13 protein-coding genes and 1 tRNA gene are annotated in these 16862 nt (G+C 61.3%); 5 read left to right on the forward strand and 9 right to left on the reverse strand.

Features of this window, described 5'->3' with window-relative positions; all coding sequences use genetic code 11:
* Window positions 1–175: 175 nt before the first annotated feature.
* The 3 genes from putA to H2O77_RS05870 all read right to left on the reverse strand — a co-directional run bounded on the left by putA (window position 176) and on the right by H2O77_RS05870 (window position 4991).
* Entirely contained in the window at window positions 176–3373 is a 3198-nt protein-coding gene (putA, locus tag H2O77_RS05860; protein ID WP_215824501.1) for a bifunctional proline dehydrogenase/L-glutamate gamma-semialdehyde dehydrogenase PutA, read from the reverse strand.
* Window positions 3374–3867: 494 nt separating this feature from the next.
* Window positions 3868–4626: an AraC family transcriptional regulator gene (locus tag H2O77_RS05865; RefSeq protein ID WP_054556785.1), complete on the reverse strand. Its 759-nt coding sequence runs from the start codon at window positions 4624–4626 to the stop codon at window positions 3868–3870.
* Window positions 4626–4991, reverse strand: coding sequence for a hypothetical protein (locus H2O77_RS05870; protein ID WP_043335450.1), 366 nt, complete (start codon window positions 4989–4991; stop codon window positions 4626–4628). The genes H2O77_RS05865 and H2O77_RS05870 overlap by 1 nt, the downstream gene beginning before the upstream one ends.
* 200 nt (window positions 4992–5191) lie before the next feature.
* Here H2O77_RS05870 and H2O77_RS05875 point away from each other — a divergent pair, with 200 nt between their 5' ends.
* Entirely contained in the window at window positions 5192–5857 is a 666-nt protein-coding gene (locus tag H2O77_RS05875) for a helix-turn-helix domain-containing protein (RefSeq protein WP_215824145.1), read from the forward strand.
* Between the two features lie 140 nt (window positions 5858–5997).
* Here H2O77_RS05875 and H2O77_RS05880 read toward each other — a convergent pair whose 3' ends face one another.
* From H2O77_RS05880 to H2O77_RS05890, 3 genes are read right to left on the reverse strand one after another with little or no spacing between them, the layout of a single operon-like run.
* On the reverse strand, window positions 5998–7518 hold the full coding sequence (locus H2O77_RS05880) for a tripartite tricarboxylate transporter permease (protein ID WP_215824146.1): 1521 nt from the start codon (window positions 7516–7518) through the stop codon (window positions 5998–6000).
* Window positions 7518–7955 carry a tripartite tricarboxylate transporter TctB family protein gene (locus tag H2O77_RS05885; RefSeq protein WP_043335453.1) on the reverse strand — a complete coding sequence of 146 codons (438 nt, stop codon included), beginning with the start codon at window positions 7953–7955 and terminating at the stop codon, window positions 7518–7520. Before H2O77_RS05885 ends, H2O77_RS05880 begins: the two co-directional genes overlap by 1 nt.
* Window positions 7955–8929, reverse strand: a complete 975-nt coding sequence (locus H2O77_RS05890; RefSeq protein ID WP_240548726.1) for a tripartite tricarboxylate transporter substrate-binding protein — start codon at window positions 8927–8929, stop codon at window positions 7955–7957. The genes H2O77_RS05885 and H2O77_RS05890 overlap by 1 nt, the downstream gene beginning before the upstream one ends.
* A gap of 627 nt (window positions 8930–9556) precedes the next feature.
* Between H2O77_RS05890 and H2O77_RS05895 the strand changes: the two genes are divergently transcribed.
* A complete protein-coding gene (locus H2O77_RS05895) occupies window positions 9557–11215 on the forward strand; it encodes an MFS transporter (protein ID WP_215824147.1) in 1659 nt (552 codons plus the stop codon).
* Window positions 11216–11383: 168 nt separating this feature from the next.
* Here the strand turns inward: H2O77_RS05895 and H2O77_RS05900 are convergent, their stop codons facing one another.
* Window positions 11384–12451 (reverse strand): tripartite tricarboxylate transporter substrate-binding protein, encoded by a 1068-nt coding sequence (locus H2O77_RS05900; protein WP_215824148.1) that lies wholly within the window; start codon window positions 12449–12451, stop codon window positions 11384–11386.
* Between the two features lie 353 nt (window positions 12452–12804).
* Here H2O77_RS05900 and H2O77_RS05905 point away from each other — a divergent pair, with 353 nt between their 5' ends.
* Window positions 12805–13827: an adenosine deaminase gene (locus H2O77_RS05905; RefSeq protein WP_215824502.1), complete on the forward strand. Its 1023-nt coding sequence runs from the start codon at window positions 12805–12807 to the stop codon at window positions 13825–13827.
* Window positions 13828–13985: 158 nt separating this feature from the next.
* Window positions 13986–14059, forward strand: a tRNA-Gly gene (locus tag H2O77_RS05910).
* A 60-nt stretch (window positions 14060–14119) separates the two neighbouring features.
* Here the strand turns inward: H2O77_RS05910 and H2O77_RS05915 are convergent.
* Both H2O77_RS05915 and H2O77_RS05920 read right to left on the reverse strand, forming a co-directional pair.
* Window positions 14120–15391 carry a PIN-like domain-containing protein gene (locus H2O77_RS05915; RefSeq protein WP_215824149.1) on the reverse strand — a complete coding sequence of 424 codons (1272 nt, stop codon included), beginning with the start codon at window positions 15389–15391 and terminating at the stop codon, window positions 14120–14122.
* Window positions 15392–15418: 27 nt separating this feature from the next.
* Window positions 15419–15877, reverse strand: a complete 459-nt coding sequence (locus tag H2O77_RS05920) for an HIT family protein (protein WP_215824150.1) — start codon at window positions 15875–15877, stop codon at window positions 15419–15421.
* Between the two features lie 321 nt (window positions 15878–16198).
* On the opposite strand from H2O77_RS05920, the gene H2O77_RS05925 reads away from it, so the two are divergent.
* Window positions 16199–16837 carry a LysE family transporter gene (locus tag H2O77_RS05925; protein WP_215824151.1) on the forward strand — a complete coding sequence of 213 codons (639 nt, stop codon included), beginning with the start codon at window positions 16199–16201 and terminating at the stop codon, window positions 16835–16837.
* Window positions 16838–16862: the final 25 nt, after the last annotated feature.

Raw genomic sequence — 16862 nt, forward strand, 5'->3', positions numbered from 1 at the left:
TCATGTCCGTGGGCGTCCCTGTCGGTGTCCGGGGCAGATGACGGCCTGGCGTGCTCGCCGTCATCCACTGGGCATCGTCCTGATGCCCTGTCACCTGGCTACCTCATGCACGTCCAGCATGCAGTCTTCCGCCAGGCATGACCTCTGCTGCTGCCGCGAGAGCAGGCAGCGTCGGTCATTCGTCGCCCATGGCGAGAAGAGACGCGTTGCCGCCGAGAGCCGTGGTGTTGACGGTACGGGTCTTCTCGGTAGCGAAGCGGTGCAGGTAGTGCGGGCCGCCGGCTTTCGGGCCAGTACCAGAGAAGCCCTGACCACCAAACGGCTGTACACCTACCACAGCACCGATGATATTCCTGTTGACGTAGACATTACCAACACGAATTTTCTGTGCAACGGCATTAGCAAAACTTTCGTTTCGCGAATGCACACCGAAGGTCAGGCCGTAGCCGAGGCCATTGATGGTATCGATGACCTTGTCCACTTCGCCGCCTTTCCAGGTCGCGATGTGCAGTACCGGACCGAACTGCTCGCTTTCCAGGCTATCGATGCCATCGATGCGCAGGGCGACCGGCGCAACGAAGGTGCCGTGCTCGGTGATGGTCTTGTCGACGGCGGCTTCGGCGATCACGCGGTCCTGGCTGCGATATTCCTCGATGTGCTTGAGCAGACCGGCACGCGCTTCCTCGTCGATGACCGGGCCGACGTCGGTGCCCAGATCGCGCGGGTCACCGATCTTCAGCTCGTCCATCGCGCCCTTGAGCAGGCCGATGACGCGCTCGGCGACGTCTTCCTGCACGTAGAGCACACGCAGGGCGGAACAGCGCTGACCGGCACTCTGGAAGGCGGACTGCACCACGTCATTGACGACCTGCTCCGGCAGGGCGGTGGAGTCGACGATCATGGCGTTGAGGCCACCGGTCTCGGCGATCAGCGTCGGCAGCGGAGCGTTCTCACGCGCGGCCAGCGAGCGGTTGATGATCTGCGCGGTCTGGGTGGAGCCGGTGAAGCACACGCCAGTGATGCGCGGGTCGCTGGACAGCACGCTACCCACGGTCGGGCCATCGCCCGGCAGCAGCTGGACGACATCGTGCGGCATGCCGGCTTCGCGCAGCAGCTCGACCACGCGGTGAGCGACCAGCGAGGTCTGCTCGGCGGGCTTGGCGACCACGGTGTTGCCGGTGACGGCGGCGGCGACCATCTGGCCGCAGAAGATCGCGACCGGGAAGTTCCACGGGCTGATGCAGGCGAAGACGCCCTTGCCGCCGAGCATGATCTGGTTGTGCTCGCCGGTCGGGCCCTGCAGCTCGGTCGGCTCGGCGAAGTCGGCACGCGCACGGTTGGCGTAGTAGCGGCAGAAGTCGACCGCTTCACGGATCTCGGCGATGCCGTCGGTGAGCAGCTTGCCACCCTCGCGGGAGCACAGGGTCATCAGCTCGGCGGTGTGGGTTTCCATCAGGTCACCGAAGCGCTCGAGAATCGCGGCGCGTTCCTCGACCGGTGTCTGCTCCCAGCGCGGGAAGGCAGCCCAGGCGGCGTCGATGGCCTTGGAGGCTTCCTCGGCGCTGGTCCACTGCACGTGGCCCAGGGTGTCACGACGGTCGAACGGGCAGGTGACGGCCTGACGACGCTCGGCATTGACCTCGACATCGAAGGCCAGCTGCGGACGCACGTCGTAGGTGGTGTCCATGTGCGTGGCCATCTCGTCGATCAGCGGCTGGTACTGGCTATTGATGTTCAGATTGATGCCCCGTGAATTCAGGCGGTCTGCGCCATAGATATTCGGCGGCAGCGCGATGCGTGGGTTGTGGTAGGTCTTGTACTGATTGAGCGTGACCACCGGGTGGGTGCACAGGCTCTCGACCGGCACGCGCGGGTCGACCAGCTGGTGAACGAACGAGGAGTTGGCCCCGTTCTCCAGCAGACGACGCACCAGGTACGGGAGCAGGTCCTTGTGCGCGCCGACCGGCGCATAGATACGGCACCAGGTCCCCTTGGGGGCACGCTTGAGCGCGGCTTCATACAAGGCTTCGCCCATGCCGTGCAGACGCTGGAATTCGAACTGACGTGTCTCGCCGGCGTTGGCCACATCCAGAATGGTGCTGATGGTGTGGGCATTGTGGGTGGCGAACTGCGGGTAGATGCGTCCGCGAGTGTTCTCGGACAGCAGGAAGCGCACGCAGACCAGGTAGCTGACGTCGGTGGAGGCCTTGCGGGTGAACACCGGATAGCCTTCGACACCCAGCTCCTGGGATTCCTTGATCTCGCTGTCCCAGTAGGCGCCCTTGACCAGACGCAGCGGGATCTCGTCGCCTTGCAGGTCGGCGATGCGGTTCAGGTACTGCAGGGTCGGCAGGGCACGCGTCGAGTAGGCCTGCACGACGAGGCCGAACTTGCCCCAGCCGCGGCAGGTGTCGCTCTCGTAGACGGCGCGGAACACTTCCAGCGAGATCTCGAGGCGATCGACTTCCTCGGCATCGATGGTGATGGCGACGTTCAGCTCGCGGGCGATGCCGGCCAGTTCACGCACGCTTGCCACCAGCTCTTCCAGCACCTGCTCACGACGGCCGAATTCATAGCGCGGATGCAGGGCGGACAGCTTGATGGACACGGACGGCGACGGGGTGCCTTCCTTCAGCTTGCGCGAGGTTTCGCCGACGGTGCGGATGGCACGCGCGTAGTCGTCGAAGTAGCCCTTGGCGTCGTCGCGGGTACAGGCCGCTTCACCCAGCATGTCGTAGGAATAGGTGTAGCCCTTGTCGAACAGCGGCTGGGAGCGCTTGAGCGCTTCCTTGATGTCGCGGCCCAGCACGAACTGCTTGCCCATCACCTTCATCGCCTGGTACATGGCGCGGCGGATGACCGGCTCGCCGAGACGATTGACCATGCGGTTGATGAAGGTGGCCGGCTTGCCGTCACCCTTGGGCAGATCCATCTTGATGACGTTGCCGGTCATCAGAAGGCCCCAGGTGGAGGCGTTGACGAACCAGGACTCGCTCTGGCCCAGGTGGGACTTCCAGTCGGCCACGCCGAGCTTGTCCTCGATCAGCGCATCGGCGGTTTCCTTGTCCGGAATGCGCAGCAGCGCCTCGGCCAGGCACATCAGCAGCACGCCTTCCTGGGTGTCGAGGCTGTACTGCTGCAGCAGCTCGTCGATGGAATCGACGGCGGTGTCCATGGTGCGGATCTCGCGAACCAGCTCGGCCGTCTTGTCGCCGATGCGCTTGGCATCCTTGTCTTCGGCGTTCAGCAGCCCGACCAGCTCGCTGACGTAGGCGCTTTCATCGACCAGGTAGTGGTCGCTGACGCGCGCGAACAGCGCCTCCGGAGACTGCTGCCAGGTGCTGGCGGCCAGCATCTGGTCACTGTGCAGGATGTTGTCCTTGAGCACATTGCCCTTGAGCACCCCTTGCTTGTCGTTTGTCGAGGACTGCGGGGACGTGGCTGTGGACGTGGCCGAGGCGATCGCGGCATTCACTGCACTGGACTGATCGGAGGGAGTGGAGGTGGTCATGGTGCGAACCCCTTGCTGCTGGGCGTCGAAGCGCCGAATGGGATTGCCGAGTCACAGCGCCGGGAGTGATGCAGAACGCATCAGAAAGCGCGACAGCGGCACGTCTGGATGTATGACTGAGAATGTAGGGTGGCGCAGGGGGGCGGGTCTTTCCAATTTCTCGGCTGCGCATGTCAAATTCACGGGCATGTCAGAAAAGTGACACGCTTCTCCGACCTTTGTCGAAGGATGTGCAGCGAAATGACGCGATCTTGTTATACCAAGGTGGTAGAGGCTTGAGGGGCGTATTTAAGAGCGGCGTGTCAGACACACGGGCGGATCTGACACGCACGCCTCACCGGCTCCTGCTAACTCGATCAGGACTTGCGCAGTGCCGAAGGCGGGAAACCGAGATGCTTGCGGAAGGCGTGGGACAGGGCGCTCTGGTTGGCAAAGCCGCAGCGATCCGCGATCTGGGACAGGGAAAGCTCGCTGGTGCCCAGTAGCTGGCGTGCCTCTTCCAGCCGACGGCGCAGCAGATACTGATAGGGTGAGAGGCCGGTCAGGACGCGGAAGCGCTCGCTGAAATGCTGCTCGGAGAGATGCGACTGGCGGGCGAGATCCGCCACGCTGAGGCGCTGGCCGAGATTGGCGTCGATGAAGCGGTTGAGCGCGACCAGATCCAGTTGACGACCGCTGGTGCTCAGCGCACTCATCGGCTCTTCGATGCGCGTGTTCAGGCAGGCGAGGAAAGTGGCGGCGAGCAGGTCACCCGGCGCCTGCTGGTAGTCGTTGACTTCCGCGAGCATGAATTCGAGATAGCCACGCAGGCGGGTGTCCAGCGTGAAGAAGCGTGGGCGCTCGAAGAGACGCTTGAGCTCGCGATGATGGCCGGTCAGATAGGGCGCATCATCGGGCAGGTCGAGAATCAGCTGGCGATTCTCGCCGATGCCCGCGTAGTAGTGAACATGATCGGCCGGCACGATGCAGCCGGTCAGCGGGCGAATCTCGCCGCCCTGGCCCTCGATCTCGAACTCGGCCAGGCCATCGAGGCCGATCACCAGCTGGTGGTAGCTGTGATCGTGGTGCTCACGCAAATTGGAGAGCGGGATCAGGCGCATCTCGCTGGCGGCCATCAGGCGCGAGTCTCCGCGACACCGGTGCGGGCACGCAGATGGCCCAGCAGCACGTTGAGCTCTTCACGACCGGCGCGCGAGAACAGCGCACCGCCCTGGGCCAGCTGCCACGGCCGGGCATGGTTGTCGAAGATGCCCTGGCAGCGGCGCCGCAGACTCTCCAGATACTCATCATGGCGAATCGGGTAGCCGATCACGCTGTGCCACTCGTTCTCGTTGATCTCGCCGCTGATCGCCTGGTCCAGCACGCGGGCGATATCGCTGTAGTCGGTACGAAAGCGCGGCGTACGCGACATCATCAGCATGGCCACGGTGCCGACGGTGACGATCAGGCAGACCACGAAGGTGATGATGAAGATGGACATGAGCGAACCTTGTGCGGACGTAACCGGAAATAGTGTCGTAGCTCACCATTCTACCACGCTGCACGGCCAGTATCGTCAGTGCGACAGGCGCGTCATGTTCTGTCTGTCAGAACGTTATGGCATGATTCAAGTCCATTGAGACGGCATGGCGCACGTTGCCTGTCAGCCTCGTTATTCACCTGCCGTGGGAGTCCCGCCGCATGGCCAATCAACGTGTGGAAGCGGTCGAGCGTGCCTTGACGCTGCTGGAAGCCTTTACCCCCGCGACCCCTCGCCTGACGCTCAACGAGCTGGCGCAGGCCAGTGGTTTTTACAAGAGCACGATTCTGCGGCTGATGGGCTCGCTTGAGCACTTCGGCTATGTGGCGCGTGACAGCCACGGCATCTACTCCATCGGCGCGGCGCTGGGGCGTTTTGCCCAGCTGGCACCGGCGCTGCCGGCCCGCGAGGCTCAGCTGCGCGGCTGGTTGGCGGCGCTGAATGACGCCAGTGGCGAGACGGCCAGCCTGATGCTGGTCGAGCATGGCCCGCTGGCCGAGGCGCGCCCGGTGGAGGGCGTGACACGCCCGCGTCAGGCGATGTGCCAGTACGCGCATGTCAGCCAGTGGCCGCTGCGTCATCAGCTGGAGGAGGGCGAGCTGGTCGATGAGGCGCTGTCCGCCTTGCTGCAGCAGTGTGTCGACAGTGGCGAGATCGAGACCGGTGAAGCCGCCGGCCTGTCGGTGGCGGCGTTGGCGGTCAGCGTCGCCCAGCATCACGACGAGGGGCTGGCACCGGCGGAAGTCATCGTGCTCAGTGGCCCGACGGCGCGCCTGACGCCTGCCCAGGCCCACCGCCTGCTCGCGCAGTGGCAGCAGGGCGACTGATGCGCGCTCACCAGTGACAGGAGTCTTGAAGTGCTGAAATGACATCGCCCCCGCCGGCAAGACCGGCGGGGGCGATGTCATTTCAGAGCGCTGTCATTCAGGGCGTGGCACCTCATGAGAGGCGCGGACCCTGGCCTGGATCAGGCGTCGGTGGCGGCCTTGGCGGCGCTCATGCGGCGACGCAGGATGGGGCCGACGATCACCGGCAGCAGCAGACCGGCGATGGCGATGCACCACAGGGTCACGGCCAAGGGGCTACCGATCAGGATGGTCCAGTCGCCGTCAGACAGCTGCATGGCGTGACGCAGGTTCTTTTCCATCTCTGGCCCCAGCAGCATGCCGAGAATGACCGGCACCAGCGGGATATCCAGCTTGCGCAGGAAGTAGCCGGCGACCCCGAAGGCGACCATGAAGTACAGATCGAAGGTCGAGTGGCTGATGGAGTAGATGCCCACGAAGGCGACCATGGTCACCACCGGCAGCAGGTACTTGGGCGGCACGGACAGCAGCTTGACGAAGATGCCGACCATCGGGATGTTCATCAGCAGCAGGATGACGTTACCGATCAGCAGCGCCGCGATCACGCCCCACACGATGTCGCCGTGCTGGGTGAACATCAGCGGCCCCGGGGTGATGTTGAGCGAGATCAGCATCGCCAGCAGCACCGCGGTGGTGCCGGAGCCCGGCACGCCCAGCGTCAGCATCGGCACCAGGGCACCAGAGGCGGCACCGTTGTTGCCGGCTTCCGGGGCGGCCACGCCGCGCGGATCACCTTCACCGAAGTTGCCTCTCTTGCCGAGGATCTTCTTCTCCAGCGTGTAGCTGATGAAGCTGCCCAGCGACGCACCGGCACCCGGCAACACGCCGGAAATGAAGCCCAGCACACCGCCGCGGAAGGATGTCGGCAGGATGGCGACGATATCCTTCAGCTTCAGGGTCATCTTGTTCATGGCGATCATCGGCTTGCCTTCACCGGCGTGCTGTTCGATGAAGAACAGCAGTTCCGAGATGGCGAACAGACCGACGATGGCGATGATGAAGTCGATGCCCTCGAACAGCTCCAGCACATCGAAGGTGTAGCGCTGGGTGCCGGTGGAGCCATCGATGCCGACGGTGGCGATCATCAGGCCGATGGCGGCGGCCATCAGCGTCTTGACCGGGTTCTTGCCGGTGATGCCGCCCAGGGTGGCGAAGGCCAGCACGAACAGCGCGAAGTATTCCGCCGGGCCGAAGGTCAGCGCGAAGCTGGCCAGCCACGGCGCCATCACGATCAGGCCGATGGTGGCGATCAGGCTGCCGATGAAGGAGGCGATCGCCGAGATGGCCATCGCTTCGGCGGCCTTGCCTTTCTGGGCCATCGGATAGCCATCGAGACAGGTCATCATCGCCGGCTCATCGCCCGGGATGTTGAGCAGGATCGAGGAGATGCGCCCGCCGTACATGGCACCGGCGTAGACCGAGGTCAGCAGGATCAGCGAGGTTTCCGGGCTCAGGCCCAGGGTGAAGGCCAGCGGAATCAGGATGGCCACGCCGTTGGCCGGGCCCAGGCCCGGCAGTGCGCCGATCAGGGTGCCCAGGAAGGCCCCCAGCACGGCGAACATCAGATTCTCTGGCTGCAGGGCGATGCCGAAGCCCTGCATCAAGAAGCCAAGACTTTCCATTACGCCACCTCCAGGATGCCCAGCGGCAGTGGTAGCTCAAGCACGAAGTTGAACAGGGCGAAGACGACGATGCCGCCGAGCAGGCCTGTCACGTAGGCGCGAACCGGCTTGGAGCCCATGCGCCAGCACAGGGTGCCGACCGCAGCGGTGGTCGTGACGATGAAGCCCAGCGGCTCAAGCAGTGCGGTGTACAGGCACAGGATGACGATGGCCAGCACCATCTCGGCGCCGGTGCGGCTCCACGGCCATTGCTGGTCCGGGTCGGGGCGCACGATCAGATACAGGCTGCTCAGCGCCAGCACGATCGAGAGCACCGTGGGGAAGGTTTCGGGCCCGATGGACTCGGCCCCGCCGAAGGGTTCCGGGAACTGCTGGGCACCCCAGCCGTACGCGACGGCCAGGGTGAGCATCAGCAGACCAAAGATGCGGTCATTCATCAGCGAATCAGCCCAATGTCCTTGGAAAGGGTCTGGATGTCCTGGATCTGTGCCTTCACGAAGGCATCAAACTCGGCACCCGATTTGTGGAACGGCATCAGGCCGCTCTTGGTCATCACGTCTTTCCATTCTTCGCTTTCATAGACGCTGTCCAGCGTGGTGGTCCAGTACTGCTCGGCATCGTCGCTGACACCGGCCGGGATGTAGAAACCGCGCCAGTTGGGGGCGACGGCATCGATGCCCTGTTCGCGAGCGGTCGGCACCTCAGCCAGCTTGCCCGGCAGGCGCTCTTCGGAGAGCACGGCCAGCACTTTCAGGTCGCCGGATTCCATGAAGCCCTGAATCTCGGAGATATCACCGGTGAAGGCCTGCACGTGGCCGCCGACGACCTGGGTGATGGCTTCGCCGCCGTTGTTGTAGGACAGGTAGGAGACCTTGGGCAGGTTCTCGACATCAGCAGCCTGGGCGGCGATCAGCACCTTGAGGTGATCCCAGCCACCTGCGGCACTGCCACCGGCGAACTTGACGGATTTCGGGTCTTTCTTCAGCGCGTCCATCACCTCACTCAGGGTGTTGTACGGCGAATCCTTGGAGACGGCGATGGCGCCGTAGTCCGCGCCCAGTGCACCGATCCACTCGACCTGGTCCTGATTCATGCCCGGGAACTGGCCCTGGGCCAGACGGGTGGTGGTCGCGGTGGAGGCGGCCACCAGCAGCTGCTCGTCACCGGCACGCTTGGAGACGGTATGCGCGAAGGCGACGCCGCCACCGGCACCGGCCATGTTGATGGTCTGCACGTTGCCCGGCACGAAATCGAGCTCAGACAGGATCTTGCCGACGCTGCGGCAGGTGAAGTCCCAGCCGCCGCCCGGGTCAGCCGGCGCGATGCAGTCAACCTTGCCTTTCGGTTCGAAGGCGAAGGCCTGGGCGGACATGGCGGTGACCACCGCAGCTGTCAGGAGTTTGAGTGTCATATGACGTGTCATGGCGACCTCTGGTGTTATTGGATTGTGGTAGCGGCACATGTCGTGAGTCAGGCGCTGGCAGCGGTCGAGCGAGAAACTCGCCCTGCAGCCGCGAACCTGACAGCAACCTTACAATTCTGTAAGGCGGAACTTTATTCTGTATGGTGAAATTAGACTGCCGCCCGATGGCTCGCAAGATACCCATTCGTCGCACCGACCTTGGTCGAAAGGCGTATTTGCGCACCTTTGCGGTGCATTTTTGTGAATGATCCGGCTGAGTGTCGTGTCGGAATCTGGCGCTCTCTTGCTCTTCTCTTGCTTCTCTCTTGCTTCTCTCTTGCTTCTCTCTTGTTCCTCTCTCACTCCTCTCTCGCTTCTCTATCGCTGCTCTCTGGCTGCTCTTGCATGCCTCTCTCGCACCTCGCCCAGCACGCCTGAGCGGGGCGCTTGCGTCGCCTGCGTGAGCTGTGCGTTCACGGGCGTCATGGCTTGCTTGTCGTGTTTGAAACGTTATGCGGCGTTGCAGCAGAAGCGTGGTCCTTGGGCTTTGGTCTAGCGTGTAGCCGGTGGCCAGACTGCGTGCTGACCGGGTGCCATCGGCAATCGTGCAAGGGGACAGGGGAGGGGAGAAGACTCATGGCCAAGGTGTTGGGCAGTGTGTGGGCGTTGTTGCTGGGTATCGTGCTGATCATGCTCGGCAATGGCATGCACTTCACGCTGATCGGTCTGCGTGGCGGCATCGAGGGCTTCTCCTCGGCGGAGCTGGCGATCGTTACCTCGGGCTACTTCGTGGGCTTTCTCTCCGGTGCGCGCTATACGCCGGTGCTGATCCAGCGGGTCGGGCATGTGCGGGTGTTCGCGGCGCTCGGCAGCTTCATCTCGGCGGCCTTGATCGCCTTGCCACTGCTGACCGAACCCTGGGCCTGGACGCTGCTGCGCCTGCTGATCGGCTTCTGCATGTCGGGCATCTATGTCACGGCGGAAAGCTGGCTGAATGCGGCTGCCAGCAACGAGACGCGCGGCAAGGTGCTGTCGGCCTACATGATGGCGCAGACACTGGGCATCATCGGCGCGCAGGGCCTATTGACGCTGGGCGACGCCGCGACCTCGGTGCTGTTCATCTGTGCCTCCATCCTGGTGTCGATCTCCTTCGGGCCGATTCTGCTGTCGGCAGCCGTGGCCCCGGTGGTCGAGGTATCGCGCGCCATGTCGTTCGCGAAACTGTTCAAGGCGTCACCGCTGGGCGCCATCGGCATCTTTTTGCTCGGCAGTGTCTATGCGACCCAGTCGGGGATGGGCGCGGTCTTTGGCACCCAGGTGGGCCTGTCGGGCTCACATATCGCTCTGTTCATCGCCATGCTGTTCACCGGTGCGCTGGTGTTGCAGACCCCGATCGGCTGGCTGTCGGACCGCATGGACCGCCGCGTGCTCATCTGCGGTCTGTCCGCCGCCGGGGCCGGCTCATGTCTGTTCGGCTGGATGGCGGGCGATGCGCTGTGGCCGTTGATCGCCTCGGCCTTCTTTGCCGGTGGCGTGACCACACCGCTTTACGCGCTGCTGCTGGCCTTCACCAATGATTCGCTGACGGCCGAGGAGATGCCGGGCGCCTCCGGCGGGCTGGTGTTCGCCTTCGGGCTGGGCGCCATCGTCGGGCCGCTGGCGGCAGGTGGCGCGATGGAGGTGATGGATCCCTACGCCTTCTGGCTGGTGCTGGCGACCACCTTCGTGGCCATCTCGCTGTATGCGCTCTATCAGATCACCCAGCGCGAGATGGTGCCGGTCGAGGAGACCGACAGTTACCTCAACATCCTGCCGACGGCGTCACCGATGGCGGTCGAGGTGGCGGTGGAGTGGGCGCATGAACACGCCGAGGATGAGCAGCTGGCCGCCGAGGCAGCCGAGGCAGCGGCGCAGGAAGAGGCCTTTGAGGTCGCACTGGAAGAAGCCTTCGAGGAGGCATTGGAAGAGGCGCTGGATGAGGCGTTCGAGGCCAACGTCGCGCCACTGGAGGAGGCGGAGCTGGTGGAGCCGGATCACGAGTACGTGGCAGAGCCGCTGCTCGAGGCTGATGCAGACATGGAAATCGCGTTCGAGACCGAACTGTTGTCCGAGCTGTTGCCGGGAGCGGAGCTGACAACTGAGACAGAAGCAGAGCAGGAAACAGAAACAGAGCCTCGCTCACAGACAGAGTCAGAGAGAGATTCTGAGCCGCCCGAAGAGAGCGACCCGCAATCGCCCTATCAGTTTGACTCCGAACATCAGCCGCCCAAGGGGCCGTGGCCCTCCATGCCCTGAGGTCGCTGGGGCAAGCCAGTCAGTCGCCAAAAGACGCCACCCCGGCTAACGGGGTGGCGTCTTGCTTTCGGCAGCCTTGAGGTTTGCCAGTCCCGAGCGTTTGCCGGGCGAGCGCAGCGCTCAGGGCTCAAGGGCCTCAGGGAGTCAGTACCTCAGGGCTTCAGTTGATCACTGCAGGCCCAGCTCCTGCGACATCTGCTCGACATCGCTGACCTGCTGGGTGATGAAGCGATCCAGCGCCTGGCCGGACTTGTGGAACGGCATCAGGCCGTTGTCCTGCATCACCTGCTGCCACTCGGGCGTTTCGGCCATGCGGTTGAGGGTCTGCTCCCACCAGTCGAAGGCGGCATCCGACGCGCCACCCGGCAGGTAGAAGCCGCGCCAGTTGGGTGCGACCACATCGATCCCCTGCTCACGCGCGGTGGGGATGTCGCTGTACTGACCGGGCAGACGCTCCTCACTGAACACTGCCAGCAGGCGCAGGTGGCCGGATTCGACGAAGCCGCGGGCTTCGGTCATGTCGCCGGTGAAGGCTTCCAGGTGGCCGCCCATCACCTGGGTGATGGCGACGGAGCCTGAGTCGTAGGCGAGATATGGCAGGGCGCGCAGATTGTCGATGCCCGCCTCACGCGCCGCCATCAGCACCTTGAGGTGATCGAAGCCGCCCGCGACATCGCCACCGGCGAAGCGCACCGCCTTGGGGTCTGCCTGCATGGCGGCCAGCAGCTCGTTCAGCGATTGATAGGGCGAATCCTCGGCCACGGCAATCACACCGTAGTCAGCGCCGAGAGTCATCAGCCAGCGTACGTCGTCGACCTTGCCGTCCTGATAGGCATGCTGGCCCAGGCGGGTGGTGGTCGCGCTCGAGGCGGCGACGATGACCTGCTCATCGTCGTGGCGCTTGGACTTCACATGCGCGAAGGCGACGCCACCGCTGGCGCCGGGCACGTTGAGGGTCTGCATGCCGGCGGGAATCAAGTTCTGCTCATCCAGCAGGCGGGCTACGCTGCGACAGGTGAAATCCCAGCCACCGCCGGGCTTGGCGGGTGCGATGCACTCCGTCTTGCCCTGCGGGGCGAAGTCGGTCTTATTGTTTTGAGCGTCTTGGGCGGCGTTGGCGCTCAAGGGTGCCAGCAGGCCAAGGCTGAGCAGCAGGGCAGCGGGCAGGGCGCCAGTGCGCTGTCGAGATTGCTTTCTGCGTGAGAAGGGATGGCGTGCAGGGGATGTGGCGTGCATGGCTATCGTGTCCTTGGTGTTCAGCGTCGATCGTTATGGTTATGTCAGTCAGCGCGGCATGGGGCTGAGCGTTGCTGGCTGTCGCACGCTCGTGACTGTTGTGATGAGCTTGTGTCATGAGCTTGTGTCGTGAGCTTGCGAGAGTGCGAATGAACGAAAATAGCCTATTTCGGTGAGTCGCGAAAAGGCACGGCAGGCGGGCAGTGCGCAGAGAAATCGCATTTCCCGCGCCGTCTCTCCTCAAGGTGGTCTCGGGATTGCTAGAATTGCGCCATCAGGCTGTGGTGAGCGCTCCGCGATCTTCCAGCCGCCGCCTTTCATTGAGGAGACGGGCCATGACCCTTACCCCGCGCATGCACGACTTTCTCGCCCGCCTGCCCAAGGTGGAGCTGCACCTGCACATCGAAGGCTCGCTGACGCCGGCCTTGATGTTCGAGCTGGCGGCGGAGCAGGGCATCGAATTGCCCTACGCCACCCTGGAGGAGGTCGAGGCGGCCTATGACTTCGCGGACCTGCCTGCCTTCCTCGCGCTCTATTACCAGGGCATGGGCGTCTTGAATGACGAGTCACACTTCTACCGCCTGGCGCAGGACTACTTCCGCCGTGCGAGCGCCGATGGCGTCAAGCATCTGGAGCTGTTCTTCGATCCGCAGGCGCATCTGGCGCGTGGCGTGAGTCTGGAAACCCAGTTCGCGGGGCTGGAGCGCGCCTGTCGTGAGGCAGTGAAGGAATTCGATATCACCTCGGCGCTGGTGCCGAGCTTCCTGCGCTGTCATTCCGCGGCGTCTGCGCGCGAGTTGTTCGACGCGCTGATTCCCTTTGAATCGCGCTTCGTGGGTGTCGGCCTGGACAGCGCCGAGATAGGCAATCCGCCGGAGAAGTTCACCGAAGTCTTCCAGCTTGCGGGGGAGCGCGGCTGGCATCGTGTCGCGCACGCAGGCGAGGAAGGCCCGGCAGAGTATATCCGCACGGCGCTTGAGGTGCTGGGGGTGGAGCGTATCGACCACGGTGTGCGCTGTCTGGAAGACGCCGCCCTGGTCGCGGAACTGGCCGAGCGGCGTATCCCGCTGACGGTGTGTCCGCTGTCCAATGTTGCGCTCAAGGTGGTGGAGCGCATGGAAGATCACCCGCTGCCGAAGCTGATCGAGGCGGGCCTCAATATCACCCTCAACTCGGATGACCCGGCCTATTTCGGCGGCGGCATGCTCGACAACTTCATCGCCGTGCAGCAAGCGCTGGAACTCAGCGAGGCGCAGTGGCTCACCCTGTGTCGCAACGCCATCGACGCCGCCTTCCCGCAGCGCGGCGAAGGTCTCGGCATGAGTGACGCCCGCCGTGGCGTGCTGCTGGCGCAACTCGATAGCTACGCAGCCTGAGAATTATCACTGGCGCTTGAATACTGAATACAATCAACGGCTTGGCCACCAACATCGCCAGTACGACGCCGCCTGCGGCAACCGCTCCATCAGATGTTGCTTGACCGCGCTAAGTCGTTGAGTACAATGCAGTTCTGGCGTGCGCAATGCACCGCCCTGCGGGTGTAGCTCAATGGTAGAGCAGAAGCTTCCCAAGCTTAAGACGAGGGTTCGATTCCCTTCACCCGCTCCAGATTCTTCAAAAAAGCCTCCCGAAAGGGGGCTTTTTTGTGTTTGGGGTGCTAGAACTACTTTAGGGTCTTATTATAAGAATGTTGCTTTCTAGTCTATTTTTTAAGTTTTTCAAATGTGATATCTTGTGCATTATTAATTCTTCTTCAGTTTGGTATTTCATTTGGTCATCTCCTGCTAAGTTTAGTTTTATATCATTAGCCCTCTTTATCCATTCATCGCGCTCAGTGTCGCTATTAAAAACTTGTTCGTTTATTGATTTGTTAAGCACTTCCTCAATGCCCTGCCTATTGCTGATGGCTAGTTCTCTAGCACTTTTTAGTTGACTTAGTTTATAAGTCAAAGATTCTAGTTCGCGATTTATTAGGTTGATTCGCTTTACTGTTTCGGCTTCGTTTTCTTCATCATATTTGTTTTTGTTGTTTCTTTCTAAGTATAATAAGTCCTCTTTGGAGGAGGTGTTCTTTAAGGCTTCGCGTATTTCATCTACAATCTTATGGCTTACTTCCTCACCTAAATTGGTCCTGGCTAGCTCCAAGAATCTATCTGCTTGATAAATATGTATCCTGTTTTTTGTAATATCTTCAAATTCTTTTATTAGCTCTGGTCTAGGACCTAAAGTTTTTCCATTAAAAATCTGCCACCAGTCCTCTTTTTTATCATCTGTGATGAATATTATGCCATTTTCTGTTTCAGTAGAGCGCTTAATAATTTCTTTCCAAATTATTAAATCGCCGTACTTGTTTAGCGAGCTTTCTACGCTACCTTCTCTTCCGCCTTTCTTAGCATCTTTGTAGCCTGGTGGTACAAGAGCTTCGTATCTAGACTCGCCTTCAGAAAATATTGCTACTAGCTGCTCTTGGGGGAAGTTAACGCCTACTTTTTCATTATACATACTCAAGAACTGGTTTTTTATATCATCATCATTTACTCTTTTTGTATAAATTTCTTTGTTGGTATTAAATTCGTTTGATAGTTTTTCGAATGCATTCTCAATGGTATCCATAGCGCTTTTGCTTGCGAATGGATGTTGTCTATTATTGTGAAGTTTTTGTTTTAAAGATTCTATGTCGCTTAAGATCTTGTCATATGAACCTTCTTGCTCACCGATAACTTTTAGTCTGTTGTCTAAATACTCTTCTACGACCCTGTAGGGTAGCCAAGCTCTATCTTTTATTTTGTCTAGTAGGCCTAGGAATTCTTTTTGAGTAGAATCGGAATAGCGATAAATGTTAAGAAGTATGCTGGTATCTAGAATAAATTCAAAACTATTCCAGTCTTCTTTAACAGTCTCTTCGCTATGCTTGAAATGACCAGGGAATAGGTTTCTCATGCTTTTCTCATTTTTAAATTTGTAAGGTTATTTGTGCATGTTGCTAATGTTCTTCGCCAGTGCCGCTAGTTGCACATCGCCCCCGCGTGGGCCATCGGCGCTGACGACGTAGCCATCGTATTCGGTCATGTAGTACTTCATCTTCGAGTTTCTGGCCTGCCATTCGCCTGGCTGTGTGCCATGCAGCGGGATTAGCTTGGCGTGCAGGTGGTTGACGCCGTAACCCTCGAAGATGATGGCGGTGCGTGCTACCCCGAAGTAGGCGTCGAGCTTGCGTGCCACGCGGCGCGTGAAGCGCATCAGGCCGAGAATTACCTCATCGTCTTGTTCATATACGCAGCTGCCCAGGTGGCGTTTGGGAATGACGACCGTGTTGCCCGGGGTAGAGGGGAAGATGGAGAGGAAGGCCAGGAAGTGCTCATCTTCGGCCACGACATGGCTTTGACTGTGGCCCGCAACTATCTGACAAAACACGCAGTCACTCATGGTTCTTCCCTGGTAGTTAAGTGTCGCCAGATTCGTCCTGAATCTGGGGCAGAGTTCTGTGATCAGAGCTTTTGTGAGCAGGGCCCTTGTGAATAGCGCTCGGCAGTCTCCTTGTATGAGTGAAGTGTGATGGAGGCTGGTTGTCAATGCTAGGCAGCCCCCGCAGAAGTGGTTATCGGCAGCAGCAACATGCTCAAAGAGGGGAGCGGCTGTCTTGCTGAGCCGATCGGTGCGAAAAGTGTTGCTGACGTGGCGGAGAGTCGCGATATTGGCAGGTCACCTTTCAGCAGTTCGTCACTCGTTGAACGACAAGGAAACCCAGTGGAACTCACCGTCTGGCTGGCATATGTCAGCGTCATTACCGCCTTGACCACCTTTCCCGGACCGTTTGCGTTGCTATGCATGGATCATGGCCTGCGCCACGGCCGACGCCGCTCGTTCGCGACGGTGGCGGGTGGGGCTGCGGCATCACTGGTGTTGATGGCCTTGTCGTCGCTGGGTCTCGGCGCGGCATTGGCGGCGTCCGAGACGGGGTTTCTGGTGCTGAAGATCGTCGGGGCGCTCTATCTCATCTATCTGGGTATTCAGGCCTGGCGGGCGCCTTCCCAGCCGGTGGTGTTCGACGCCGTGGGCGAAGACGGGCAGATGCGCGCCCGAGCCACGCGTTGGCAACTGTGCCGCAAGGGCTTCGGTATCGGGATCAGCAACCCCAAGGACCTGCTGTTCTTCGGCGCGCTGTTTCCCAACTTCATCGACATGGCCCAGCCGCAGCTGCCCCAGTTCGTGGTACTGGCGCTGACCTGGCTGGTGGTGGACCTGCTGACGATGAGCACCTACGCCCGTGCGGGTTCCAGCATCAGTCGCTGGTTTGATAGCCACCGGCGCGTGCGGCTGTTCAATCGCACCACGGGCAGTCTGTTCGTCGTGGCCGGCGCGGGACTGGCGGCGTCGCATCGTTGAGCAGAGCCCCGCTCTATTGCACAAG

Source organism: Cobetia sp. 4B (assembly GCF_018831605.1).
Lineage (GTDB): Bacteria > Pseudomonadota > Gammaproteobacteria > Pseudomonadales > Halomonadaceae > Cobetia > Cobetia amphilecti.